This is a genomic window from Runella sp. R5_40, from assembly GCF_057652295.1.
Genome location: NZ_JBYFCH010000004.1, coordinates 351593 through 377482 on the forward strand (window position 1 = coordinate 351593; position 25890 = coordinate 377482).

Annotated in this window: 22 protein-coding genes and 1 pseudogene; 6 read left to right on the forward strand and 17 right to left on the reverse strand. The window is 43.9% G+C overall.

Annotated features, from left to right (window positions below; all coding sequences use genetic code 11):
* Positions 1 to 3: 3 nt before the first annotated feature.
* The 3 genes from AC23N5_RS10770 to AC23N5_RS10780 are packed head-to-tail and all read left to right on the forward strand — an operon-like array spanning position 4 to position 3385.
* On the forward strand, positions 4 to 1275 hold the full coding sequence (locus AC23N5_RS10770) for a hypothetical protein (protein WP_487755571.1): 1272 nt from the start codon (positions 4 to 6) through the stop codon (positions 1273 to 1275).
* A 19-nt stretch (positions 1276 to 1294) separates the two neighbouring features.
* Positions 1295 to 2305: a hypothetical protein gene (locus tag AC23N5_RS10775; RefSeq protein WP_487755572.1), complete on the forward strand. Its 1011-nt coding sequence runs from the start codon at positions 1295 to 1297 to the stop codon at positions 2303 to 2305.
* Between the two features lie 48 nt (positions 2306 to 2353).
* Positions 2354 to 3385, forward strand: coding sequence for an OmpA family protein (locus tag AC23N5_RS10780; RefSeq protein WP_487755573.1), 1032 nt, complete (start codon positions 2354 to 2356; stop codon positions 3383 to 3385).
* 96 nt (positions 3386 to 3481) lie between these two features.
* On the opposite strand, the gene AC23N5_RS10785 is transcribed toward AC23N5_RS10780, so the two are convergent.
* Both AC23N5_RS10785 and mgrA read right to left on the reverse strand, forming a co-directional pair.
* Positions 3482 to 4648, reverse strand: a complete 1167-nt coding sequence (locus AC23N5_RS10785) for a PQQ-dependent sugar dehydrogenase (RefSeq protein ID WP_229601302.1) — start codon at positions 4646 to 4648, stop codon at positions 3482 to 3484.
* A gap of 210 nt (positions 4649 to 4858) precedes the next feature.
* Positions 4859 to 5854, reverse strand: coding sequence for an L-glyceraldehyde 3-phosphate reductase (mgrA, locus tag AC23N5_RS10790; RefSeq protein WP_487755574.1), 996 nt, complete (start codon positions 5852 to 5854; stop codon positions 4859 to 4861).
* Between the two features lie 100 nt (positions 5855 to 5954).
* On the opposite strand from mgrA, the gene AC23N5_RS10795 reads away from it, so the two are divergent.
* Positions 5955 to 6539 carry a Crp/Fnr family transcriptional regulator gene (locus tag AC23N5_RS10795; protein WP_487755575.1) on the forward strand — a complete coding sequence of 195 codons (585 nt, stop codon included), beginning with the start codon at positions 5955 to 5957 and terminating at the stop codon, positions 6537 to 6539.
* A 38-nt stretch (positions 6540 to 6577) separates the two neighbouring features.
* Here AC23N5_RS10795 and AC23N5_RS10800 read toward each other — a convergent pair whose 3' ends face one another.
* From AC23N5_RS10800 to AC23N5_RS10835, 8 genes are all read right to left on the reverse strand, one after another.
* Positions 6578 to 8296: a tetratricopeptide repeat protein gene (locus tag AC23N5_RS10800; RefSeq protein ID WP_487755576.1), complete on the reverse strand. Its 1719-nt coding sequence runs from the start codon at positions 8294 to 8296 to the stop codon at positions 6578 to 6580.
* Positions 8297 to 8343: 47 nt separating this feature from the next.
* Complete coding sequence (locus tag AC23N5_RS10805; RefSeq protein WP_487755577.1) at positions 8344 to 9054, reverse strand: hypothetical protein; 711 nt, start codon at positions 9052 to 9054, stop codon at positions 8344 to 8346.
* A complete protein-coding gene (locus AC23N5_RS10810) occupies positions 9051 to 9578 on the reverse strand; it encodes a nuclear transport factor 2 family protein (RefSeq protein WP_487755578.1) in 528 nt (175 codons plus the stop codon). Before AC23N5_RS10810 ends, AC23N5_RS10805 begins: the two co-directional genes overlap by 4 nt.
* A gap of 51 nt (positions 9579 to 9629) precedes the next feature.
* The gene (locus AC23N5_RS10815; RefSeq protein ID WP_183972292.1) at positions 9630 to 10943 is read right to left on the reverse strand and encodes an amidohydrolase; all 1314 of its coding nucleotides are present in this window, start codon (positions 10941 to 10943) and stop codon (positions 9630 to 9632) included.
* Positions 10944 to 11046: 103 nt separating this feature from the next.
* Positions 11047 to 12369, reverse strand: coding sequence for a DUF418 domain-containing protein (locus AC23N5_RS10820; RefSeq protein WP_487755579.1), 1323 nt, complete (start codon positions 12367 to 12369; stop codon positions 11047 to 11049).
* Between the two features lie 150 nt (positions 12370 to 12519).
* Complete coding sequence (locus AC23N5_RS10825) at positions 12520 to 13002, reverse strand: RidA family protein (protein ID WP_122930757.1); 483 nt, start codon at positions 13000 to 13002, stop codon at positions 12520 to 12522.
* A 21-nt stretch (positions 13003 to 13023) separates the two neighbouring features.
* Positions 13024 to 14571 carry a SusD/RagB family nutrient-binding outer membrane lipoprotein gene (locus tag AC23N5_RS10830; protein WP_487755580.1) on the reverse strand — a complete coding sequence of 516 codons (1548 nt, stop codon included), beginning with the start codon at positions 14569 to 14571 and terminating at the stop codon, positions 13024 to 13026.
* Positions 14572 to 14586: 15 nt separating this feature from the next.
* Positions 14587 to 17787 carry a SusC/RagA family TonB-linked outer membrane protein gene (locus AC23N5_RS10835; RefSeq protein WP_487755581.1) on the reverse strand — a complete coding sequence of 1067 codons (3201 nt, stop codon included), beginning with the start codon at positions 17785 to 17787 and terminating at the stop codon, positions 14587 to 14589.
* A gap of 257 nt (positions 17788 to 18044) precedes the next feature.
* Between AC23N5_RS10835 and AC23N5_RS10840 the strand changes: the two genes are divergently transcribed.
* The gene (locus tag AC23N5_RS10840; RefSeq protein WP_122930760.1) at positions 18045 to 18803 is read left to right on the forward strand and encodes a DeoR/GlpR family DNA-binding transcription regulator; all 759 of its coding nucleotides are present in this window, start codon (positions 18045 to 18047) and stop codon (positions 18801 to 18803) included.
* 48 nt (positions 18804 to 18851) lie between these two features.
* On the opposite strand, the gene AC23N5_RS10845 is transcribed toward AC23N5_RS10840, so the two are convergent.
* The 3 genes from AC23N5_RS10845 to AC23N5_RS10855 form a co-directional block, all read right to left on the reverse strand.
* Entirely contained in the window at positions 18852 to 20102 is a 1251-nt protein-coding gene (locus tag AC23N5_RS10845) for a PQQ-dependent sugar dehydrogenase (protein WP_487755582.1), read from the reverse strand.
* Between the two features lie 110 nt (positions 20103 to 20212).
* Positions 20213 to 20569 carry a cyclophilin-like fold protein gene (locus AC23N5_RS10850; RefSeq protein WP_487755583.1) on the reverse strand — a complete coding sequence of 119 codons (357 nt, stop codon included), beginning with the start codon at positions 20567 to 20569 and terminating at the stop codon, positions 20213 to 20215.
* Positions 20570 to 20676: 107 nt separating this feature from the next.
* On the reverse strand, positions 20677 to 21447 hold the full coding sequence (locus AC23N5_RS10855) for a hypothetical protein (protein WP_487755584.1): 771 nt from the start codon (positions 21445 to 21447) through the stop codon (positions 20677 to 20679).
* A 146-nt stretch (positions 21448 to 21593) separates the two neighbouring features.
* Between AC23N5_RS10855 and AC23N5_RS10860 the strand changes: the two genes are divergently transcribed.
* Entirely contained in the window at positions 21594 to 22481 is an 888-nt protein-coding gene (locus AC23N5_RS10860) for a helix-turn-helix domain-containing protein (protein WP_487755585.1), read from the forward strand.
* Positions 22482 to 22483: 2 nt separating this feature from the next.
* Here AC23N5_RS10860 and AC23N5_RS10865 read toward each other — a convergent pair whose 3' ends face one another.
* The 4 genes and pseudogenes from AC23N5_RS10865 to AC23N5_RS10880 form a co-directional block, all read right to left on the reverse strand.
* Positions 22484 to 23677 carry an ATP-binding protein gene (locus AC23N5_RS10865; RefSeq protein WP_183972283.1) on the reverse strand — a complete coding sequence of 398 codons (1194 nt, stop codon included), beginning with the start codon at positions 23675 to 23677 and terminating at the stop codon, positions 22484 to 22486.
* A 166-nt stretch (positions 23678 to 23843) separates the two neighbouring features.
* Positions 23844 to 24518, reverse strand: a complete 675-nt coding sequence (locus tag AC23N5_RS10870) for a 3-oxoacid CoA-transferase subunit B (protein ID WP_487755648.1) — start codon at positions 24516 to 24518, stop codon at positions 23844 to 23846.
* Positions 24519 to 24575: 57 nt separating this feature from the next.
* Positions 24576 to 25262: pseudogene (locus AC23N5_RS10875) on the reverse strand (CoA transferase subunit A); the annotation flags it as partial.
* Between the two features lie 126 nt (positions 25263 to 25388).
* Entirely contained in the window at positions 25389 to 25838 is a 450-nt protein-coding gene (locus AC23N5_RS10880) for a DUF3237 domain-containing protein (RefSeq protein ID WP_487755586.1), read from the reverse strand.
* Between the last annotated feature and the right edge of the window lie 52 nt (positions 25839 to 25890).

Genomic DNA, 25890 nt, shown 5'->3' on the forward strand with positions numbered 1-25890 from the left:
ACTATGCCTCAGAGTTCTTACCGTTTTCTTCAGCTTAAAGCGTCTTTTCTCTTTCATTGGGGAATAGTCTTCGTTTGTTTTCAGGCCCATGCCCAAGAAGGCCGCCCCGCTTTGGCCATTGAAACTGCCGAAAGCCAACGGGTGAAAAGCATTATCAAAAATGCGCTTCCACATCAGTTGGAAAATTGGGCAATCGAACGCGAATCAGATACCGACGGCGACACGTGGTTTCATAATGGTAGCGTGGGCTACAGCTCATTTTTTTCGCATGAGTTTAAAATTCGATACGTGCGTAAAAATGTAAGCGAGGATGAAAAGAACAAGTGGCGCACCATTGCCGTTGACATGGCTGGCATCCAAAAAATGATGGACGAAACGGAATGTGAAATAGACGTTTATGTAAATGCGTTCGAAAACGAGCTGACTACTCAAGGTTCCCTTCATCCCAAGCCAATACCTCCATTTCCCTTTGTGATGGTGGGTCCGCACGACGCTCGCTTGTGCATGGGAAAAGGTTGGAAAGTTGCTAAAACAACCCCGCTTGACGATGGCCAAACGCTGTATCGATTTGAGATGCCGCCCAGTTTTACCGTTCCCATGACCCAAATCCAAAGTATATTAATCTTGGTGAAAGGGTCACCGACAGTACTTGACTTTTTCTTAAAAAACACTGATTTAAAAGCACTTAAAGACTTGATGGGTGAAAATAAAATCCCTATTCCTAACCCAAGCCAAGCACCTCCGATGGAGAAAACGCTGGCAAAGCCTTTGGCAGGAACTAACGAGATTGAATTCACGCTCAACGGCGGAGATTTTAACCAGCGAACCGTTCGTTTAAAGCCATCGGTGGATAATCAGTTTGGGTATTTACGAAACAATCATCCCAATCGTGCCATTACCGAAAATGCCATCACTCGTATTTTAATTTCCGAAGACTCCGATTTTAAAACCTATACCAGTGCTGGTTTTCTGGATATTACGATTCCATTTATTCGACAAACGGGGCAGTTTGAGACCTTCCCAGGGAGTGAAAAATCTTCTTTTCGTGGAGGCATAAATTGTTGGAATGGCTGCGAATATAGCTTTGACTCCAACGGAGTTACCATCAAAATCACCAGTTATGACCCCGTAGGTGGCTTTATCGAAGGTACATTCGAAGGGGACGTTAAAGTGGGTTACAAAATCCATGAACCCATTGGCACAGACCAACAAAAACGACCCGACGCTCATATCAAAGGGCATTTTAAAGTAAGAAGGCAAAAAGATAGGTATTAATCCAAAACAATCAATATTTATGAAAAGAGTGATTTTTTTTCTCCTTTTAAGCATCTCCTTATTGGAAGTTAGAGGGCAAACTCCCGAGGGCTGGACCAAAGAAATGTGGGACGAAGTCATTGCCAGTAAAGCATTTAAGCTTTCCTTGGTTTCGGATAAGGGACTATTAGAAGCCTCTGAATCTTGTCAATTAAGCATCGACTTGTTTATTCTACCTAAAGCTAACCCCGACGACGAGACGCCTGAACTCCGCCGTAAAGGACGGACCATAAAGTTACCAAGCGGAGAAACAAGTCCTTATCGGGTAACTAACTGGCGGATTGTGGAAGGAGGTGGTCGAATTGCTTCAAACGGTCTGACTGCTTCTTACACAGCTCCCGCTGCTGCACCCGCCAACAAAAAAATGATTATATCGGTTGATTTAACCCCAACAGAGCCCAATTTGCCCAAAGTACAACTCCTTAAAACTATTTATTTTTCCCAAAACGAAACCTTTTTTACGCTACACATACCAGATATGGGCATCGTCAATGCCAAGTTTGTTACCAAACTGACAAGTATTGATAGCAAAATGCTACCCCAACAAGCGGTAAACGCCATTAAACAGAAAGGGTACTCTATCAATGGGCTTACGGCCAGCGCCATGTACATCTATGACCCAAATCAAAACCTCTCGGTCCTTCGCTTTAGCAACTTAGCCCTTGAAGCTATTGACACAGAAGACAATGGGAGTAAAAACATCGTGAACGGCAACTACCTGCTTGCCATTGCCTATCGAGGATTAGGAGCTGGTTCGTTTGATTTAAGCGCCGAAAAAAGTGGGGTCAATATGGTCGTTGGTCTTCAGCTGGGAGTAGGTTGTGGAGACACCAACGAAGATATGATTTGTGACGGAGGTGTTAGGATTACGCACGAGGACAGCACCTATATAGAAGGCTATATCAACACCATTGTGTATGCAGGGGATGCCAATGGTCAAAAAGCCCGAGGACGCCTAAATGGAAAATTCAGAGCTATGAAAGCCAATTGATTCCCAAACTCTTAGCAAGTTTTAAAAATCAAAAAACAATCAAATCACATGAAAAAAGTAATTATTTTCTTACTCCTAACAATTCCCCCAATGGGGGGCAGGGGGCTATTCGCTCAAGACCTGCGCGCTTATCAAAACTATGATTTTGTGGCAGGTGATAAAATTATTTTTTCAGATGATTTTACTGATAGTCAAGAAGGCGAATTTGGTACTCATTGGAAACTAAAAGAAGGGCAGGCAGTTGTCAATAAATCGGGGGACGAAAAAGCATTTTTTATCACAAAATTTTATACCAAGTTAGCTCCAAGGGTAAAGACGCCCACTTATTTGCCCAAAGAATACACCATCGAATTTGATGCTTATTTGGATGCGGGTTACGACAGCAACCCAGGCATTCGCATTATGCTTATGAATGGCGATGAAGCCAGCGTAACAGTAGAAACTTCTCGCGACTATACCACTTTTTATGGCCCTGGCACCCAGCTCAATGGCGATAATCCAAAGGACTTATTAGGAGATAACTTCTTCAACAAATGGATTCATTACGCTGTTGCGGTCAAGGGAGGGCAAATTAAAGTTTATGCCAACCAAAATCGGGTATTGACCGTCCCTGAGGTGGAGTTTAAAGCCACCACCTTGCTGGTCAGCGGAGATTACAGCGACGGAAAACCCATGGCTTTTAAAAATTTCAAATTGGCCGCAGGGGGAGACCAAAACTTAATTGGGAAAGCTTTTACCGACGGAAAATACATTTCGCACGGTATCAACTTCGACGTTAACAAATCAATCATCAAGCCTACCTCGATGGGGGAATTGAACGCCATTGCCAAAATATTGAAAGAAAATTCGGCCCTAAAAGTAGAAATCGGTGGACATACAGATGCTGATGGGGACGACACCAGCAACCTCAAGCTTTCAGAAGCGCGCGCCTCTTCGGTCAAGAATCAATTGATTACAATGGGCATTGACGGCAGTCGATTGAGCACCAGAGGATACGGCGAAACCAAGCCGCTCGCGCCTAACACCACTTTTGAAGGAAAAGCTGAAAACCGTCGGGTAGAGTTTGTGAAAGTCAATTAGCTTCACAAAAAATAACCATATAAGACATATAAGGGATTATAAGAAAAACTTATATGCTCTTATATGTCTTATATGGTTGCACAAAAAGGCAAGAAATTATTTCTTAGAAATACGATACAAACGCCCTTGGTCAGTCACGGCGTAGATAGCCCCGTCTTTGCCTTGTGTTACGTCACGGAAACGTTGGTATTCTTGCGAAAGAAGACGCTCCTCACCTACCACTTTGTTGTTTTCAATCACCAAACGCGCAATATGCATCCCGCTCAAACAACCCACAAATAGGTTATTTTTCCACTCAGGCATCATGTCACCGCTGTAAAACGTCATTCCGCTTGGCGATACCGATGGATCCCAATAATAAACAGGTTGCTCCATCCCTTCTTTTTGCTGAATCACCTCTCCAATCTGCTTCCCACTGTATTCGATTCCGTAAGTAATCACAGGCCAACCGTAGTTCTTACCCGACTGCACACGGTTGATTTCGTCGCCACCTCTTGGGCCAAACTCATTCGACCACAAATCGCCCGAAACAGGGTTAAATGTAAGCCCTTGCACGTTGCGGTGTCCGTACGAATACAACTCTGGTTTGGCTCCCGAAGTGCTGGCGAATGGGCCATTGGCAACGGGTTTTCCGTCAGTAGTGATGTGGACAATTTTTCCTAAACTAGAGTTCAATTGTTGCGCTTGAGGGCGGGTTACCATGTCGGAGCGCTCGCCTGTACTCACAAACAAATCGCCTTTTTTATCAAACAAAATACGGCCTCCGTAGTGAAGATTTCCCTTGTGGGCAGGCGTGGCACGGTAAATGACCGTTGCCCCTTCAATCTTTGTCTCATCGGCCGAAAGTTTTCCTTTCGCTACCGAAGTAAGCGTGCCACCGTCAAAATTTTCGGCGAACGTCCAATAGATCATTCGGTTTTTGTCAAAATTAGGGTCGATGGTAATTCCCAAAAGTCCACCCTGACCACTGGTATTTACGGCAGGAAGTCCCGTAATCGGCTTGCTCAATTCGCCGTTGGCTTTGGCAATACGTAGATTCCCCGCTTTTTCAGTGATGATTAAGCGCCCATCGGGTAAACTTTTTACGCCCCAAGGAAACGTCAAGCCTTCCGAAAGTACCTTGAACTCATACGGTGTTTGGGTTTTTACGCCACCAATTCGGGTTTGCCCAGCAAAGGCCGATTTGTAGGTAGAATTGGGAGCTTTTGTTTCAACTGGTTCAGTTTGACCCCACGAAGCGTACGCCAATGTGCCAAATACCATTGAAAAAAGTGCTGTTTTTTTCATTTGTAAGTTGTTTTTCTTTTGTTTATCAATTTAAAATTAGAACACAGATTAAACTGATACTCACTGATTAAAATCCGTTTATATCTATTTCATCCGTTCGATCTTTAGAACACTGATTTAACAGATTAAACGGGTTAGTACTGATAAAAATCTGTTTTATCCGTTCAATCTGTGTTCCATTAAATATTAGCCTAAAATTTGATTAATCTTCTGCAACTCCTCCGCCGAAAACTCCTTATTTTCAAGGCATTTCAACGAATCTGTGAGCTGTTCGGGTTTACTAACGCCCAAAATTACCGAAGTAATACGCGGGTCTTTTAGTATCCATGCCAACGCCATTTGGGCTAAGTTTTGGCCTCTTTGTTGGGCAATTTCGTTCAATTGAAGCACCTGATTAAGTTTATCTTCCGTGATACGGCCACTTTCCAACGCCCCATTTCCACGTCCCGAAGCCGCTCTTGAGTCAGACGGAATGCCCTTCAAGTACTTATTGGACAACAATCCTTGAGCCAAGGGCGAAAACGCAACGCAACCCGCGCCGTTTTGTTCCAATACATCGAGGAGGCCGTCTTCCACCCAGCGTTCAAACATCGAATATTTCGGTTGGTGCACCAAGCAAGGTGTACCCATTTCACGTAACATCTTTACAGCCTTTTCGGTTTCGGCGGCGTTGTAATTTGAGATACCCACGTAAAGCGCCTTCCCCTGACGAACAATCAAATCCAAGGCTGCCATGGTTTCTTCCAAAGGTGTTTCGGGGTCGGGGCGGTGGTGATAAAAAATATCCACGTAGTCCAAGCCCATGCGCTTCAGGCTTTGGTCGAGGCTCGATACCAAGTATTTTTTAGAACCCCATTCGCCGTATGGGCCTTGCCACATGTAATAGCCCGCTTTGGTGGTAATAATCATTTCGTCGCGGTAAGGCAGCAGGTCTTTTTTCAAAACACGACCGAACGTTTCCTCGGCTGATCCCGCAGGCGGGCCATAATTGTTGGCCAAATCAAAATGGGTAATGCCTTTATCAAACGCCAGTGTAATCATGTTTCGGGCATTTTCGAACTGGTCAATTCCGCCGAAATTGTGCCACAAGCCCAACGAAAGGGCAGGAAGTTTGATGCCACTTTTGCCGCATCGGCGGTATTCCATGGCGTCGTAACGCTGCGGAGAAGGTAAAAAAGCCATAGTGTGTTATTTTTGCGTTGATTTTAAAAACGATGCGCAAAAGTCGGGGTTCTAAGCCAAATAAAAATTGAACTAGAACAAGAAATTCTTTAAAGAAAAAATGCACTCACAACTTCATCAATATATTTCCCGCTTTGTTCAGCTTACGGAAGAAGAAGCCCAAGTGGTCGCCGACTGTTTGAAATGGAAAACTTTTCCCAAAAAAACGGTACTACTGCAAGCGGGCGATGTCTGCCATTTTGAAGCCTACGTCATTAAAGGGTGTATTCGAGAATATTTTACTGACAAAGACGGCACCGAACTCACCTTGGAGTTTGCCGTTGAAGATTGGTGGGTAAGCGATATTAGCAGTTTTGAGCACCAAACCCCCAGCCAAATGACGATTGAGGCGCTCGAAGACTGCGAGTTGTTGGTACTTTCTCGGGAATCTAAAGACGAATTGCTCCAGCGCGTCCCTAAACTGGAACGTATGTTTCGCCTGATGATTCAACGCCACTTGGCCGTTATTCAAGCCCGATTGCTCCGCACGGTATCTTATTCGGCCATGGAACAATTAGAGGAATTTTTGAAACGCTACCCAACCCTACCCAACCGCGTGCCACAGCAGTACATTGCGTCGTATTTGGGAATTACGCCCGAGTTTTTGAGCAAGTTGCGAAAGCGACAAATGACGGGTAAAAACTAACAACAGCCACCCCGCTATAGCAACACGAATAGCCAAAACTACTTCTTTTTCAGCGCATATATTCCTTTGTCGGCATATAGGGTCGCTTCTTTTAGTTTACGTTCAAACTCTTTTGACTTTTCTGCGTCTCCTTTTTGAGCATAGACCATCGCCAAAGCATGCAAGACATACGCACTCTGGGGAAATCTTTTGAGCAAATCATGGTATTTTTCAATGGCTTTTTCTGATTTCCCTTCCTTTTCGTATGCTTTTGCCATACTCATTGCCACAGGACGGGCGTATAGAGGTGGCTCACCATAGCCCAATTCTGTTTCGTTTTTGTGGGCTTGTTCCAAGATTTTCAGGGCTTCTTCCTGTTTACCTTGTTCGCTTTTTATACAGCCTTGAAGTTCCAAACTGGCCGTATTGAGCATATTTTGTAGCCATTTTTGCATGGTGCTGTCTTTGCCTGTCTGTTTTTCGTTACGCCAAAGAAAGGCATCGAGGCTGTTTGAATAGGTTATAGCTTCGTCCAGTTTATTTTTAGCAACGGCATCCATACCTTTTACAAAAAACAACAAGCCACTTTTAAAATCCATGTTCGACAGGCCGTAAACCGAGTCTTTGTCTTGTATCAATTCCAACTGGGCGGCGGCTTTGTCCCAATGCCCAAACGCCATTTCCATTTTGGCAGGCGCTAAAATGCCTTGGTTGAAAAATGTACCGTCGTATATCTTTTTACGGTCTTTGGTGATGGGCATATTTTTCAATTTTTCGGCATACCACAACGCTTCCTTGTGCCGTCCGTCGTGCACGCAATTATTTATTAAGTAATTGATATTGTGAATGTAATTCCAGTTATCTACTTCCTGAACCCCTTCGTTTTTCATGTAAGCCGAATCCACTTTTACGGCTGCCACAAACGAATCGTGGGCTTTTTTGTAATCGCCCACGCGGTTGTAAATATGCCCTGGCATGTGGACGATATGGCCTGATGTGGGGGCAAGCGAAGTCAGCATATCGGCACTTGCCAAGGCCCGTTCGGGGCAGCAATGCTCCATAATGTGAATCCAATAATGATGAAAAGCATGGTTGTTGGGTTCGGTGCGTTGTACATCTTTAAGCAAAAACTCGCTGTACATTTGTCCTTCTCTGGGCTTCATGTCGGTATCAAAGCCACTCATTTGCATCAAGGCCAAAAACAACTTGGCATCAATATCATCAGGGAATTTGTGGATAATCAATTCATATTTTCTGGCTATTTCTGGATAGGCTTTTTCTTTGAGTGAATCGGCCAAAAGTGCTAATTCAGCATACAGTTTTTCGTGTTCGTTGGCAGTTTTAAGTAATTTTCTTAACTGTTTCAATGCCATTTTTTTCTGGCTTGTCAGTACGCTATCCTCTTCGGGACCAGGGGCTTGTAGCAGCCCCCAATAGGGCATTATCGCCGTAGAATCGTGTCGAATGGCCTCTTTGAAAGCTCGGTAGGCTTCAAAATCCCAAAAATCGTGCAGTAGATTCAGCCCTTGATTAAAATACGCCTGCGTTTTGTCGGATTTGGTTTCAATCTTCATTTTTGATTGTCCAATTCCCGTCATCAATTTGGGCGACGGCAGGTTGTGGATATAGAAATTTTGCGTTCGTGAGGCTTGGATATGGGCGAGGTGATTGTGGCTGTTTTTCGTGTCGTCCACGTGGTGGTCGTGCTGGGCGTAGGCTTCCATAGTAGCTGTGATGATACAGCCAACGGTGAAGGAAAAAAGGAATACGTTTCTCATTTTTGAGTTTTTGGAAAGTTAGGGTAAAAAAGAGATTATACTACGAATCAATAAAACACCTCTGCCCAAAACCGCCCAACTGCTTGCCATACATCGGTATTGCGAGCATGATACACCGACACAAAGGAAAAAAGTATCCCAGCAACAATCGCATTAGGTTTCCAATCCCATTTTTTTTTGATGTCTATGACCCATAAATAAGACGAAATAAGTAAAGTCAAATACATTTCGTACATGATTTCGGCTGCAAAGTATCCATAAAATATCCTGCCCAAAGTAGGCGTAATCATCAGCAGTGCCGTTCCAATCATAAAACGAACATGATAAAACGTATTTTTTCGGTAAACAATAGCAAGCGCATATAAACCAATGAAGCTCAACAATTGCATGATGGTGGAGGCTTGTCCTGCTACTTCTTTTTCAATTGAGCTGTTAGGTAAGTTTTTGTAATAAGAAAATTTTAGCATCAAAAACATCGAAACAACCATCAGTGGAGCTGTGATGTAGGAAAACTTCCCGATGAAACGATGGGCCGCAAATCGCTTTTTATGAATCAAAACAGGTTGAACTACCAAAAAGAATATCCACGAGGCCATCAAAGCTCCATGAATATGATGCAGCCAAGTAAATTTTTCAAAGGTTGGAAAATACTGAATATAGAATGGGTGAAAGCCGATTTGTAAGATAATAAACAGCAATACCATACCAATGATGATGGCTTTGGTATTGACGGGCTGATTTAGTTTTTCTTGATTCATCTCTGTGTTCTCAGCAACGCCTCCCACTCTTCCTTGGAAGCCTTGGCTTTTTGGTATTCCATCAAACATAGCCACTTGCCATCGCGCTTTACCAACAGTGCTTCTAAATGCGTATAACCCTCCGAAATGAGCTTACCCGTGCTATCATGGGAAGTGAAATAAAAAATGCCCGTTTCGTGCGCGGTGGTTTCGTCACCTATTCGTTGAGAAAACCGAAACTGCACGTTGTCCAGCTGCTTTCCTTGTTTGGTATTGAGAAAACCCTGTTTCCAGCCAGCCAATGCCTTGGTCATCGGATAAGACTGCTTATTTTTTCCCGAGGTTGTCACCAAGACGGCATTTTCGTGGCAAGTGGCTTTGTACCCCTCAAAATCACCTTCTTTGACCGTTCGGGATATTTCTGTCCAATAGCTCTTGTCTATTTCTGATATGCGAAGCTGGTCTGCTGCCGATTGGGCAATCGTTTTGGTGACTGTTAGAAAAGTAAAAAGTAAGGTTGACAAAAAAAGGAAGTTCGTGTTCATTGTTGGGATTGGTTTTTAGATTAAAGATAGTAAAAATATCATGGGAGCATTTCACTGTTTCTTACTCTCCTCTGCATAATCAAACACCAAATTGCAAAAAGTAATCACGCCTAATTTAAAGGCAGTATCATCAATCATAAACTGGGGTGTATGATGAGGCCCTGCCGTTTTGGGGTCTTTTCCTTTGGACATACCACCTAAGCGAAAGAACAAGCCAGGCACTTTTTGGGCATAAAACGAAAAATCCTCTGAGCCCGTAACCGATGGAATCAAAAGTACATTTTCTACTCCTGCCGATTTTTGTAAAGAAGCTAACATAGATTTTGTCAGTGCTACATCGTTAAAGGTAACAGGATAACGAATCGTATAAGGTAGTTCCACCACTGCTGTTGCACCTGCTGCTTCGGCAGTTTTCTCGGCTACTTGCCTAACACGGTTAAAAATCAACTCCTCGTCTTCGTTGCTTAAAGTTCTAACTGTACCCAACATCTCTACTTGTTCTGGAATAATATTCCCCCTATTTCCCCCATTGATAGCACCAATCGTAACTACTGCGGCATTGTCGGTAAGTTTTATGTTTCGACTGACAATCTGTTGAAGACTGACCACGATTTGAGAAGCTACCAAAATGGGGTCAACAGAAAGCCATGGATAAGCTCCATGACTGGGTTTGCCTTTTACCGTAATTTTAAAATCAGAAGCTCCTGCCATAAATCCAGCGGGACGATAAGAAAGACTACCGACTTCCAATTGGGAGTTTATATGCAAGCCAAAAATTGCCTCTACTTTTGGGTTTTCCAGCACACCTTCTTTCACCATCAAGTAGGCTCCGCCTTCTTCACCGTTTGGTGCACCTTCTTCTGCTGGCTGAAAAATAAATTTGACGGTGCCTTTTAAGTCCTTTTTCATGCTGGCCAATACTTCAGCGACACCCATCAATATGGCTACGTGAGCGTCATGTCCGCAGGCGTGCATGACGCTGGTTTCTTTTCCGTTATACATGGTTTTTACTTTGGAGGCAAAGGGCAACCCGTTTTTTTCTTCTACGGGTAGGGCATCCATATCCGCTCTCAATGCAATCACAGGACCCGCTTTATCGCCTTTTAAAATACCTACCACACCCGTAACACCCACTTTTGTTTTTACTTCTATGCCCAGTGATTGTAAATGCTTGGCAATGAGTTCGGCAGTACGAACCTCTCGGTTTCCCAATTCGGGATTTTGGTGAATATCGTGTCGCCAAGCAATGACTTTTTGCTCAACTTTGTCGGCGCTTTTGGCAATGAGTTCGCTATAATTGCTTGACTGTCCTGACGCAAAAAAGACATTGAACAATGCAATGATGAAGAAGGTTAATTTTTTCATTTTAAAAGTTGATAGTTTGGTTAGGTTTAGCAGCCGAATTCGCTGGTATAATATACAGAGTAATTTAAAATCATTAGAAGAACAACTTTCAACCTTTTGATATTCACCGCTTCATCGGCTGTACCTTCCAATACGTCAGACTCCGCCACAGCCATTCGAGTGGGCCAAAAAGAAAGTATTTTAGCCAAATTGGACCGATAATCAACTGAAAAGCCCAAATAGCAAGTACCACGATGTAAATTTGATAAAACGCCAATTCAGCGTAGTAATTCAGGCCGTATCCAAAAAAGAAAAGTGTACAAATCACCGAATGCGAAATGTAATTGGTAAATGCCATACGCCCTACCGCCACCAAACGGTTCATCAAGCCTTGTATCACACCCGATTTGTAGAGCAAAATTAGCGCTGCGGCATGAGCCATCACCAGCAAAATCCGCTGAAAAGGGTAAATCAAATTAACCCAGTTAATGGGTACTTCTTCCATACGAGCAAGATTGGCTTCAAGCGTAGAGAAATGATGAAACGCATAATAATTGCTATAAATCACCAAGGGTAACCCAAACCCGTAGCCAATTTTGGCAACTGTCCAATATTCTTTGTTTGACCACGCTCCCGTCAGAAAACCCCATTTGAAAAGTGCTAAACCCAACAGCATTAATGCCAGCGAATCCCAAATTTCAAAAGGCAAGTACTTGGTCTGAATATCCAGCGCAATGGGCCGCAAATAACCCGCAACGGTACTGTAATCTGACTTCATCTTTTTGGTGTTGGCTTTCGCATCTTCGCGATTAGGAATCATCGTTTTCTCAATCTCACGCCATTCGGTCAGCGCTTTTGTTTGAGTAGCGGTCAGGGTTTTGTTCTCACTTTTGGCTTTGGTGGCTTCGGAGTAGGCGATGCGCTTTTCACGAATGTCTTGGTACTGAATGGTACCCGCCACAAAACTAGCCACTGCCACAAGGGGCACCGCCCACACCAAGTATCGGGGTGGCACGTTGCGAAACAAATACAAAATCATTCCACAAACGGCGTAGAGGTACAAAATCTCGCCAATCCATAATATGAGGTGTGAATGAATGAGGCCAAAAATCAACAACCAAAACATGCGACGGTAATACAGCCAATGCACTGACGTACCTTTACCGCTTTTGTTAGCAACAAAAAGCAAGACACCCGCTCCAAAAACCATCCCAAACATGGCTCGCATCTTGCCTTCAAAGAACACTCCAATGAATTGATAAAGCCAAAAATTGAAACTATCAGGGTCATTTTTGAATGCCTCAAAAGAATAATCGGCCATCGAAAAGCCTGGAATATTCATCATTAAAATACCCAACAACGCAAAGCCTCGTAACATATCAATGAGGGAAATACGGCTGGTTTCTGGCACAGGTGCAGCAACGCTGGAAGGCGTGAGTTTTTCCATGGGTTATGAACGTTTGACGAGAAATAGAGTTTAGGTATGAAAAAGTACGTAATTTTTTGCTCATCAAAAAATTAAAAAAAATCCCTTGCAAGAGACAAGCTCCTACAAGGGAAATAAATCGGGGTTACGTGAAGGCGTTTGGCTTGTCGGTTATTCGTATAATTCAAACATTGCTTCAATTTCTACGGGAATGTTGTCGGGTAACGTGCCCATTCCAACCGCGCTCCTTACACCAATGCCGTGTTCGGTGCCCCACACTTGGGCAAATAACTCACTGCATCCATTGATGACGTACGGATGGCGCAAAAAATCGGACGTGCAGTTCACCATTCCCAATACTTTCATTACCCGTTTTACACGGTTCAATGAACCCACGTGCGTTTTGATGGTTGAAAGCATGGTGAGCCCCACTTGACGGGCGGCTAATTTGGCTTGTTCCATGTCTAACTCCTCACCTACCCGCCCGATTATCAAGCTTTTATCGTCTTGTACTGGCCCGTGTCCCGAGAGAAACAAGTACTTTCCATCAATCAAATAAGGCTTATAGACGCCCAGCGGTGCGGGTGCTGGTGGTAACGATAATTCGAGGGCTGCAAACGCCTCTTCGGGGCTCAATGTTTCAATCACTGTCATGTTGTTGATTACTTTTTTGAATTACTGTTTATCCCACCAAACGCGCGTCAACAAATCGTCCGCTCCTTGGCGTTGAACGGCCTCATTGTACGAAGCTATGTTTAGTGTTTGTTCTAAAACTGGGTACAAGAATCGACGGAAAATCTTACCCCCCGTGGCATTTCCTGGATATACGTTTGGTACCAACGCAGGGTAGCCCGTGCGACGGTAGTTGTTGTAAACCTCCTGAGCATCGGGGAAAATACCCGCCCAAAACTGGTAATAAATTTGCTCAGTTTGTTCGGCCACCGTTCCCGATGTTTTCAACGCATGAGCCGTGATATAGCTGTCAATGCGGGCTTTGTCGATGACGTTGGTGACACCACTGATTAAATCCCACTGCTGCATGGCGGCACGAATACCTGTCTCGTATAGAGCAGCAGCCGTTTCGGTTTTATACCAACCTTTGATAGCTGCCTCCGCCAACAAAAAGTTAGACTCTGCGACGGTAAACAACAACAAAGGCGCATCTACTTTCAACACCGTCGTTTGCTTCGGTTCAGAATACGTTATAAAATCGGAAGGCTTGGTTCCGTTGATGGTGGCAGGTAGTCCTTTTTGAATGCTCTCATCCGAACTGGCAGCTCCATTGACATATACCACCGACAACACGCCTAGACGCGGATCTTTATTGGTTTTCAAGGAGTTAATAAATACATCTTGGTATTTTCCGCCTTCGGTGTTGTTTGTTCCATCGGCACGGAGGTAGTTGTCGTTCAGCAATTGCCACGCGATTGGATTTTTGTTGATATTTTGACCCGAAGCCAAGTAACTCACTTTGGCAATGTCGGCATAGTCACGAATCACTCCACCCGCGATGGCTTTTGTCACCCAGCTCTGCGAGGCAGCCGCGTCCACTTTCGACAAACGCATTCCCAAACGTAACATGAGCGAATACGCAAACTTTTTCCATTTCGTACTATTGCCTTGATAAATCAAATCTGAATTACCGAAGGTTGTGGTGTTTGAAGCATCAAATGAATTGGCTGCCGTTTCCAACTCTTTCAACATATCGGCATAAATCGCACTTTGAGCGTCGTATTTGGGCTGGAATATCGAAAGGTTGTAGCCCTGTGCTGCTTCCGAGTACGGAATATCGCCATACAAATCAGTCAGGCGACTGTAACAAAACACGCGCCAAATACGCGCTGCGGCATAAAGATTTACCTTGGTGGGGTCATCTTTTACTGCCTTGATGACCTCACCGATTTGGTTGATTTGAGTAGGGTAAGAATTACTAAAAACACCACCCGTGGCATTTACTTGCGAAGCGGTGTATTTTGAACCAAAGCCTTCCACGTCGTTGTAGCTGGTGGTGTATTGCATCAATCCAAACAACAAACTGCCTTTGTTTCCGCTGTTGGCAGCTCCGTCGTAGATAGCTTTGCTAAAAATGTAAGGGGTCGTCGGCACCGAAACCGCATTGGGGTTAGTGTTGATTTCGACAAAATCTTTATCGCACGAAGCAAGGAGAACCATGCTACTCAATGCGAAAATGGGGAGTTTATATCTTGACAATAACTGTTTCATTTTCTTGTACTTGGGTTAAAATTTCAGGTTCAAGTTAATCCCGTACGAGCGTGTACGCGGCAAGCCAATCGACTCAATTCCTTGAGCAGAACCGTTGGTCAGTCCTTGTTCTGGGTCAAAGTTGTCAGTCTTCTTAAAGAGAATCAACAAATTACGGCCCACCAACGACACACTTGCCGATTTTACGCCTACTGCTTTCAGTAGCCCCGCAGGTAAGTTGTACGAAACGATGATTTGGCGTAGCTTAACAAAACTTGCGTCGTGGACAAATAGCTCCGTATAACGGTTCAAGTTGTTGTAGTAAGCACTGCGTAAGTTAGCCACAGGAACGGTGTGGGCATACGCATCGCCTTTGGCCGTTACCCCTTTCAAAGCCAATCCATTTTCTCGTCCTGGCAAGGTAGATTTCATCAAACCCAAACGCGTAGCATACACCTCCATCACGGAGAAAATACTACCGCCAAATTTTCCGTCCACCAAGGCATCGAACGTAAAGTTTTTATACTTAAAGGTATTGGTCAAGCCCATCGTATAAGGATGTACGCCATTTCCTAAGTACTGGTTGTTGTCGGTTTGCAACGGAAGGTTTGAGTTGGTATCGTAAATGATGTTCCCTGCCGCATCCTTCTTCATGCGGTATCCATAAATTCCGCCAAAAGGCATTCCTACTTGGTTGTTGATAAACGCATTACCGTTGGCTGAGTTTCCAATGGAGAAGGTCGAAATTCCGTCGGCCAGTTTTAAGACTTCACTTTTGTTATAGGCAAAATTGAAGCTTGTATTCCACGAAAAGTTGGCTGATTTGATCGGAGTTCCTTCAATCAACAACTCAATCCCTTTGTTGCTCAACTCTCCTGAGTTCAAAATCGCACTCGTATAACCCGAAGCCCCTGAAATAGGGACACTTACGATGTCGTTGGTTGATTTTTTGTTGTAAACAGCCGCGTCGATGTTGATTCGTCCGCCAAACAAACGCGTTGTAAAACCAAACTCAGTCGTGGTAGAAGTAAACGGTTTAAGCTCGGCATTGGTGATAGAATTGGAGCTTACATTTTGCAAGGGCACCGAACTGGCACTTGGCACGCTACTATAGGCAAGGTTGATAGCGTAAGGATCAGGACCTCCACCACCTACTTGCGCCCACGAAGCCCGCAATTTTAAGAAATCCACGGCATCGGGCATTTTAACAATATCTGAAAGCATCAAACTTGTCCCAACGCTTGGGTAAAAAATACGGTTATTTTTTGGACTCAAAGTCGAAAACCAGTCTTGACGACCCGACAATGTCACAAACCAGCTATTTTTCAAATCCAAATCCACCGACCCAAACACCGAATTGGTCTTAATTTTACTGGCAACAGGTGTAGCAATGGACGTTGCTAAGTTTGAATAACTGTAGAAATACGGAATGGTATAACCTTGGCCAAAGAAATCAAACTGGTTGTTTTCAAATTGGCGCGTATTGGCCCCCGCCAACGCCGACAAACCAATCGACTCCCCAAAACGGGTATTATACGATGCCGTAACCATGCTGTTGGTCTCGGATACATCCGACTTGATGCCGTCGTACTGCCCTTGCGGAATGTACTGTCCGCCCGTTGGCATGATACTCGTGAAATTATAATTGTAAAAATCGCGCGTAGTCGTTGCCTTCAGCGTGAGGTTTTTTAAGAGGTCGTACGACACCGACGCTTGCCCAATAAATCGGTCTTTGGTATCGGTCTGTTTGAACTTATTGATAAAGAAATACCCGTTGGTCACAATTCCTGCGTCATTCCAGAAAATTTCGTTTCCGTTGGCATCATGACCTGGATTCAGCCAGCGAACGTCCACCGTATTGGCTACTTCATAAGCCATCCAGTTGGGGTTTCCGAGGGCATCTCCCGCAATCGGGCGGTTGTGTCCCTGTTCACGATTATACTGCATCACAGCCTCAGCGCGAAGGCGACTACTTAAATTGGCAGAGACGCTCAAGTTGGCCGATTTGCGGTTATACGTGTTGGACGGCAACACGCTTTTAGCATCCAAATCAGACACAGATAAACGATACACGACTGCATCGTTTCCACCCGACAGCGCAATGGAGTTGGTGAGGTTAATGCCCGTTTGGTAGAAATTTTTCAAGTTATTTTTTTGGGCAACGTACGGGTGCGTTTTTCCGTCGGCGGCTACATAATCGGTAGAACCATCAATTTTTGACCCAAACGAACGACGACCCGTAGCCTGTGCCTGAGCGAGTGTGGTAGGTTTTACGCCACCGTCGCCTTGGCCGTATTCGTACTGAAAATCAGGGAATACCGATACGTTTTCCATCGTAAAAGTACCGTTATACTCTACCCCAACTCCCTTTTGAGATTTCCCTTTTTTGGTGGTAATCAAGATAACCCCATTGGCTCCCCGAGAACCGTACAGTGCCGCCGCAGCGCCGCCTTTGAGCACCGTCATCGACTCAATATCGTCGGGATTGATGGCGGCAATCCCATCCCCACGGTCAGTACCTGCTTTTGTCCCCAAGCCATTGACCAACGAGCTTCCACCCGGCACACTGTTATCAATCGGCATCCCGTTGATTACGTACAAAGGTTGGCTATTTCCTGTCAATGAACCATTTCCACGAATTACGACACGACTAGATCCGCCTGGCCCCGTCGATAAACCTGTGGCATTGACCCCCGCAATTTTTCCCGTCAGGGCATTGGCAACGTTGTTTTCGCGCGCTTGCGTAAAACCCGTCCCCGCAATCTCGGTGACCGAATACGACACCGCTTTTTTATCCTTTTTAATACCAAGGGCAGTGACAACCACTTCCGCAAGTTCTTGCGCACTTTCTTTAAGTTGCACTGTAACAGACGTTTGCGAAGGGCTAAGGGTTAGTTCGTAGGGTTCATAACCAATAAAACTCACCACAATAGTTACGTTTGTGGTATTTAGTGCTTCGGGAAGGGTTAATTTAAAGTTACCCTCTGCATCGGTACTTGTACCAATTCGCTGATTTCCTTTCACAATTACCGAAGCACCCACCACGGGCGTTGCGTCTTTTGCGGACACTACAGTCCCCTTTAGCTCACCAATAGCCGCAAATTTTGCAGCATTTTGCAAATTTACCTTTCCACTCCCATGTGCATCGGAAGGGACAAAAGGGCTAAAAGTCAAGCACCCTGCCAGCGAAAGCCACAGATAGCGTTGATTTTGCTTCATAAGTCGATTTTTTTTCATATAGAGTTAAAACAGTTTGATAAGAACAAGGTGTTAGTAGTAATAGCGTTAAATATTCGCAATATTTGCACAATGTTAAAAGATTATTATTTATTTACCGCAAAATTTGCAATTAAATTTTACCAAATCCCGCATAGTGCGTATTTTTACTTACTATTTTTGCTGTTTTTGCAATATTCTAGTTAAAGCTTTAGTAGCCATTTAGAATTTTGCCTATCTTTGTATCGTACAATCGTTTGTTAATTTTTTGCAATAAAATGCCTGTCAATCTGCTTAAAAAAGAGCGGAAGGACCTGATTTTAAAAGAAATCAACGTCCATACGCGTATTTCGTTAAATGAGTTAGTGGATAAACTCAATGTCTCAGAGGATACTGTTAGAAGAGACATAAATGAGCTTTCGGAAGAGGGAGAAATTATTAAGATTCGGGGAGGCGCCATGTCCAAGGCTTACCACCATACCTCCAATCTCAAAGAGACCTACGCACATTCTCAGAAGGAAATTATTGGCCGCAAAACGCTCAATTTACTGAAGGAAGGAATGTTGGTCATCATTGGCGGCGGAACCACCATCCGCGAATTTGTCAAGCTCATTCCCGATGATTTTTCGGCAACGTTCATGACGGTTAACCCGCTCACTGCTGTGGAGTTGCTGGACAAACCTAACCTTGAAATTATCCTGATTGGAGGTCAATTGTCGCGCTACAGCCAGATGTCAGTTGGTGGTGAAGTACATCACCGACTTTCGGAGATGAAAGCCGACCTGTGTATTATTGGTACCAACGCCATTGATGTACAAACGGGTTTAACGGATTCTGACTGGGAAACCGTACAGGTGAAGAAAGCCATGATGAAAGCCTCTGACAAGGTGGCGATTTTGGCAATTTCAGAAAAATTAAATTCGGTAATGAAGATGAAAATCGCCGATTTGGACGAAATTGACTACCTCATCACCGAACTTCCCGCCGATGCGGCTATGATGGCGGCGTACCAAAATAGCAAATTGAAGGTGTTGTAGAAGGGGGAGTTTTAGACTGATTTTTAAGTAAACAACGATGATATTCTATCATTCTTTGTCAATTTTATACATTCTTCCCCCGTCGGTAATCGCATAAAGCGCACCATCCGTTCCTTGGGTAAGGTCCCGAAACCGTTGTCCTTCAGAAGTAAGAAGCCGCTCTTCTCCCGTGACTTTATTGTTGGCAATGACCAGTCTGGCAATGTGTTGACCACTCAACGCACCTACAAAAAGGCTGTTTTGCCATTCGGGAATGCGATTGCCTTGGTAGAAAGTCATGCCGCTGGGAGATATAACAGGATCCCAATAATAAACGGGCTGTTCCATTCCATTCTGTTGTTGAATGCCCGAACCAATGGTTTGTCCACCGTATTCGATACCATACGTAATGGTAGGCCAACCGTAATTTGCTCCTGGCAGCACTCGATTAATTTCATCCCCGCCCCGTGGTCCATGTTCGCTTTGCCACAACTCTCCCGTCGTTGGATGCAGCGCAATGCCTTGCGGATTTCGGTGACCAATGCTAAATAGTTCAGGCAAAGCCCCTGTTCCGTTAAATGTTGGATTGCCCGAGGCAGCTGCACCATCGGTTGTGATGCGAACGATTTTCCCCAACGCCCCCGAAACCGATTGCGACAGCGGACGGGTAGCTAAGTTAGAGCGTTCGCCCGTACTGACTAGTAAATGTCCCGTTTTATCAAACAAAATGCGGCCACCATAATGCAAGGTACTGTTTGCCGCAGGATTTGCTCGGTAAATGATGGTTGCATTTTCGATGGCCGTCTCGCCCGCTGCTAATTTTCCTTTTGCCACAGCGGTGACAGTTCCCCCCGTTACATTTTCCGAGAATACCCAATAAACCATTCGGTCGGTGGCAAACGACGGCGAAACGCATACCCCAAGCAAGCCCCCCTGCCCGCCTGCGTTGACGGCTGGAATACCCGTGATAGGCGCGCTGACCGTTCCCGAAGCCGTAACGATTCGCATTCTTCCCGATTTTTCGGTGACCAACAATCGTCCATCGGGCAGCGGAATAATGCCCCAAGGCGCACTAAGCGAAGACGTCAGAAGGGTAGCTTTATAAGGCGTAGTGGTTTTCACTCCTCCAACCCGAGTTTGTCCCAAAAAAGCGGGTTGATAGCTCGTATTGGCAGGATTGGTTTCAACGGGTTGCGAAGCGACGGGAAGTTCGGGCTCGGGTACAGTCGTAGTGCTTCCGTCATTACTTTGTTTTTCGGCACAAGCAGCTAATAAACTGAGAGTTATAACAATGATAGCGAGTGGTGTGGTGTTTTTCATGTTCGTTAATTTTAAAGTAAAACCAGAATCATGTTTTGGTATAGTAACGATAGTAACGACGAGCTTGTTTGATTTAGTGATTAGAAAGGAGGGAAATTATACGATTTCAATCATTCCTTCACCTCAAAACTCACCTTCACCTCCCCCGCTCCAAGTGCCGCTTGGAGTCCTGTTATATCATCAATTTTACCGATTTTGGTGTAACTGTAGGAGGTAGAAAATCCTTTGTAGAACAACACTAATGTGCGAGAACCGTACAGCATCAAATCACCTACCTGAATACTCGACGGAACAGAGGCGTTGGTTGGCAAGGTCGTTGGCAAATCGGCGTATTTTTCGTTATTATTCAACTCTAACATATTAATAGCCAACGGCAATTGAGCAACAAAAGCCTTGGACGTGGCATTATCTGCAAGGGTTGCCGTGAAGGTTTTATTACCGATTTTTACATTGATTTTATTCTTCATATTCAACTCAATTGAGGGGCTGATTGTAGATTGATTTTCTTTTTGACAAAAGGCCAACAATAGGCTCATTGTCAATAACAAGAAAGGATTAAATTTTATCATAGAGTTCAGTTTCGTTTGATGATTCTCTTGAAATTATAATTCAACGTTACGTTCCACATAAAATCCTTATTACCTGGGACATTTGATTTGAATGTTTGGTTGATGGTAGATTGTAAACTAATAGGCGACTTTTGGTTCGACACACTTACCGTGAGGGTAAAGTAATCACCTCGATAGCCATCGGTATGCAAGAAAAAGATGGTAGGGAATAGGTTTAATCGAAAGTTCTGGCTCAATTTGAGATTAGTAAAACTGGTATTCAGAAACAATACCCTCGTGAGCTGTGGCCCATGCTTTTGTAAAGCGTTTCCTTGTAAATACGTAGCACTTACCCCAACGTGGGGCGTGATTTGGTAACTCGGCACAACCTCAAACGCAAGAAATCGTAGCATTTCGGTTATTTCGGTAGTTTTGCCGTTTTCGGTGTCTAGTCGTTTTATAAGCGTAAAAGCGGGATGTGTTCCTACCCTAAAACCAAACTTTTTCTGGTCAATCAATTTATAGCGAAACCACCAGAGAAAACCGCCATTTTTGGCATCCAAAGCCACCCGAATGTCAGGGTCGAAACTAAATCTTTTTTTGCGAAACGATAACGTACTTACAATGGCTGGGCTATTCAGCGAAAACGAAGGTATAATAGAAAACCCATTGTTGGTTAAACCCACCGATCCCGAAAAAGTAGCGGTCTTGTTAGTGCTATCGGGCGTTTGTCCGATGCTAAGTAAAGAGGTTAAAATAAATAGAAACAGAAAAAGAAAATTCGTTAAACAATTCATTGACAGGTATTTATTTATTTTTTGCAAAGTTAGCGTGAGCATTTAGGATAACTTTTATACATTTCACTGTTTTACCTACCAATTTTACCGATGGTATTCCAATTCAACATTTAAGGATGTAGATTTGGTAAAAAAATACCAAGCCGATGATTATTTATGATAGCATAAAAACCTATAATGAAACCTTCAATCACCCTACTTTACACCCGCTCATCAGTGTGCTGGATTTGAGCAAAGGCAACCCTTTGAAGCGAGACAAATTTCGAATGGATTTCTATGCCATCATCATCAAAGACAGCAAATGTGGCGACTTACGATATGGCTTGAGGTACTATGATTATGACGAAGGAAGCATTATTTTTTTTGCTCCAGGGCAAATTACTACCTCCGAACCCGAAGGCGAATGGCATCAACCCTATGGCCTTGCCCTTATTTTTCATCCCGATTTAATCAAAGGAACGAGCTTAGGCAAGCAAATTCACGAATACACCTTTTTTAACTACGATTCTTACGAAGCACTGCACGTTTCGGAGAAAGAAAGAAACTTGGTGGATATTTGTTTTGCAAATATTGAATTGGAAATCAAGCAAAATATGGATGCCCACAGCAAAAAACTCATCGTGGCCAACATTGAATTGTTATTGAAATATTGTAGCCGTTTCTACGACCGCCAATTCATCACGCGGGAACACGTAAATCACGGAATTATCGAACAATTTGAGCAAAAACTAAATGAATATTTTCAAGGTGAAGAACTAAAATTCAACGGCTTACCTTCGGTGGCATACTTTGCCAATGAATTACATCTCTCTGCCAATTATTTTGGTGATTTGGTAAAAAAACAAACAGGTAAAACAGCTTTAGAATACATACAGCTTCGCTTGATAGATTTAGCCAAAGAACGCATCTTCGACAACAGCAAATCGGTGAGCGAAATAGCCTACGAGTTGGGTTTCAAATATCCGCAGCATTTTACCCGATTTTTTAAGCAAAAAGTGGGGGTAAGTCCTGTGGAGTATCGAGGGTTGAATTAAAGTTAGCTAAAGTCAAATAAAAACTGCCGCAACGTGAGGTGATGAATCCCTTTGTAGGTATTGGTCGTAGCAAAGCTATTTTGACTAATAACGTATTTTGGGTAGTTATCATTGATAAGCAGTAGGTTACCAAATTCTCGGTCAATAGTAGCTTGTTCGTGGAGTAAGTACGCAACTTGAAAATAACTTATTTCCTGATTTTTAGTGGCGATAAAATCTATTTCTTTATCGGTCCAGGCCCCTGTTTTTACGTCATAACCACTTGATTTTAAGTGATTAAACACTACATTTTCATACACCTTTTGAATATCTTTTGGGGAGAAACCAACAATATTGTTTCGGATACCGATATCCTCAAAGTAGTACTTTTCGCCCACTTCAAAGATTCGTTTACCATTTATATCTTGTCTTTTTACTTTACGTACAATAAACGCATCTACCAAAAATTTGAGATAATCAATTACCGTATTGATGGATATTTGTATTTGCTGTGATTTGAGATAGTCACTGATTTTTTTTGCAGAAAGTTGACTCCCTACGTTGTCGGCAATGTAGTTGACCAAGTTTTCCAAAAAAGCCACATTTCGTATTTGATTACGTTTGATGATGTCTCTGTACAAAATCGAATTATAGATATTTTGTAAGTATTCACGCTTTATTCTGCTATCTTCTGGTAGTATTGAAAGACCTGCCAATCCCCCAAATTGTAAGAATTTCTCAAAATTAATTTCATTGTTTTCGGCTTCATTGAGTTCTAAAAACTCTCGATAGTCCAACGGAAACACTTCTATTTCAATAAGGCGACCACTGAGTAGGGTAGCCAATTCGCTCGAAAGCAGATTAGCATTACTTCCTGTGACATAAATATCAACATTGGGTCTTTTGTAAAAATTACGTAGCGATTTCTCAAAATCTTTTATCTCTTGCACCTCATCAATAATAATAGCTACGTTTGATTGAGTTGTGTTGGCTATGATGTAATCGTTGAGGGATCGGTAGTCAATAATGGCATCAAATTCATAGTTTTCTTTGTCAATATAAATCACCTGCACACCACTTGCCGAAAGTTCGTCGGCAATCATTTGTAGCAAAAAACTCTTCCCTACCCGCCGCTGACCTAACAGCACCTTTATAAGCGGCTTATTGATATAAGGTCTAATTTGCTGGAGGTATTTTTCTCGTCTAAGTACTTTCATTATAATAAAACTTTACTGTAAAAGTAAATTAATTTTCACTATAATGAAAACAACTCCAAGTTAGGTTTCAAATATCCACAAATTTTTACTCAATTTTTTAATCGCACAGCGCAAAGTCACAGCGCCAACCTCTGCGGCTTTGCGCTGTGCGTGCATAAAAATCTCGCTACACCTCAATCACAGGCACTTCGCCTTCCACAATTAGCTTGCCTTCCGTGACTGATTGAATGTATTCGACCGTAATGCCAGGGGCTATTTCGAGCAGTTTGAAGCCTCCCTCGGGCACTACTTCAAAAACCCCGAGTTCGGTCACAATTTTTTTGACGCAGCCGATGCCCGTCAGCGGCAACGTGCAGCGTTTCAACAATTTAGATTCTCCTGCTTTATTGACGTGCTGCATGGCTACAATGATGTTTTTGGCCGAAGCTACCAAGTCCATCGCGCCACCCATCCCTTTTACCATTTTACCAGGAATTTTCCAGTTGGCGATGTCTCCGTTTTCGGCCACTTCCATGGCACCCAAAATCGTCAAGTCCACGTGCTCGCCGCGAATCATGGCAAAACTCTCCGCCGAACTGAATAACGACGAACCCGCTTGCATGGTCACGGTTTGTTTGCCTGCGTTGATGAGGTCTGCATCCACGTTTTCTTCGGTCGGGAATGGGCCAATACCCAACAAACCATTTTCGGATTGAAGCACTACGTTGATGCCTTCGGGGATATAATTGGCAACTAACGTGGGGATTCCAATGCCTAAATTGACGTAATAGCCATCGCGGAGTTCTTTGGCGATGCGTTTGGCGATGCCGAATTTGTCTAACCCCACCCCTTCCCTTCGCACCGGCGAACCGCCCTGTAGGGAGGGAGTTAGAGCTTCCTTTTCAGAAGTTGGAATACTGACGATCCGTTGCTCTATCCGTTTTTCGTAATTTTTCCCTTCAAAAATCCGCTGCACATAAATTCCTGGAACGTGAATTTCGTTGGGGTCAAGTTCCCCCGCAGGAACAAGCTCTTCCACTTCGGCAATGCAAATACTCCCCGCTGCGGCCATCATAGGGTTGAAATTGCGAGCGGTGCCCCTAAAGACCAAATTCCCAGAAGTATCTCCTTTCCAAGCCTTCACAATCGAAAAATCGGCGCGTAACCACGATTCAAGCAAGTATTTTTTTCCGTTAAACTCTCGTACTTCTTTGCCTTCGGCTACTTCGGTGCCTACACCTGCGGGGGTAAAAAACGCAGGAATTCCTGCCCCCCCAGCCCGTACACGTTCGGCCAATGTTCCTTGGGGAATCAGTTCCACTTCCAACTCACCTGAAAGCAATTGCCGTTCAAATTCCTTATTTTCACCAACATACGACGAAATCATCTTTTTAACCTGTCGCTGCTGAAGCATCAAGCCAATTCCAAAGGTATCAACTCCCGCATTGTTGGAAATGCAGGTCAGTTCTTTCACTCCTTTCTCTACCAATGCTGAAATGCAGTTTTCGGGAATACCGCACAGGCCAAATCCTCCAAGCATTAATATCGCTCCGTCTTTTATATCTGCCACGGCCTCAGCCGCACCACTTATTACTTTATTTATCATGGTTTAGTCTTAGTTAATCTGTTTATGGATACAATTGGGTCTGACTATCGTCTGACCCTGTCTTGGCTCACGGTCAGACGGTAGTCAGACCGATACCATTGATTGTTAAACGAACCACGAATGGCGTTAGTTTATTTTATAGACCTGAATCAGCACTTTATCGGGCTTACGAATTCCCGTTGCTACAAACACCGATTGAGACAGCCATACATACTTGGGGTCGGCGGTTTCAAATACGGGAATGGAGCGAAAATAATACTCCGACGGATCAACTTCCTTTCCTTCCGACAAACGTTTCATCACCTCCGCAGGCCCTCGTCGAAGTCCTTGATTGACAATCGTAATTAAGGCCCCATCATCGGTTTGAAGCACATAACGGGCATCCAACTCCGCTACCCCATCCGTACGAATTACCTGCCAATCGTATCCTCCTGCTTGAATCTTTCCTTTGATGGCAGGGCCCTCAAACGTTCCGCCCATGATAGGAATCATACGACGATTGCCACGGTGAGTATCACCCATAAATTGTATATCGGCAACCTCTACCCTCAATTCAAAAGCAAATTCTAATTCCATCTTTATTTTTTGTTCAAAGTCCTATTCCGCCCTGTATTCATTCACTTTTTCA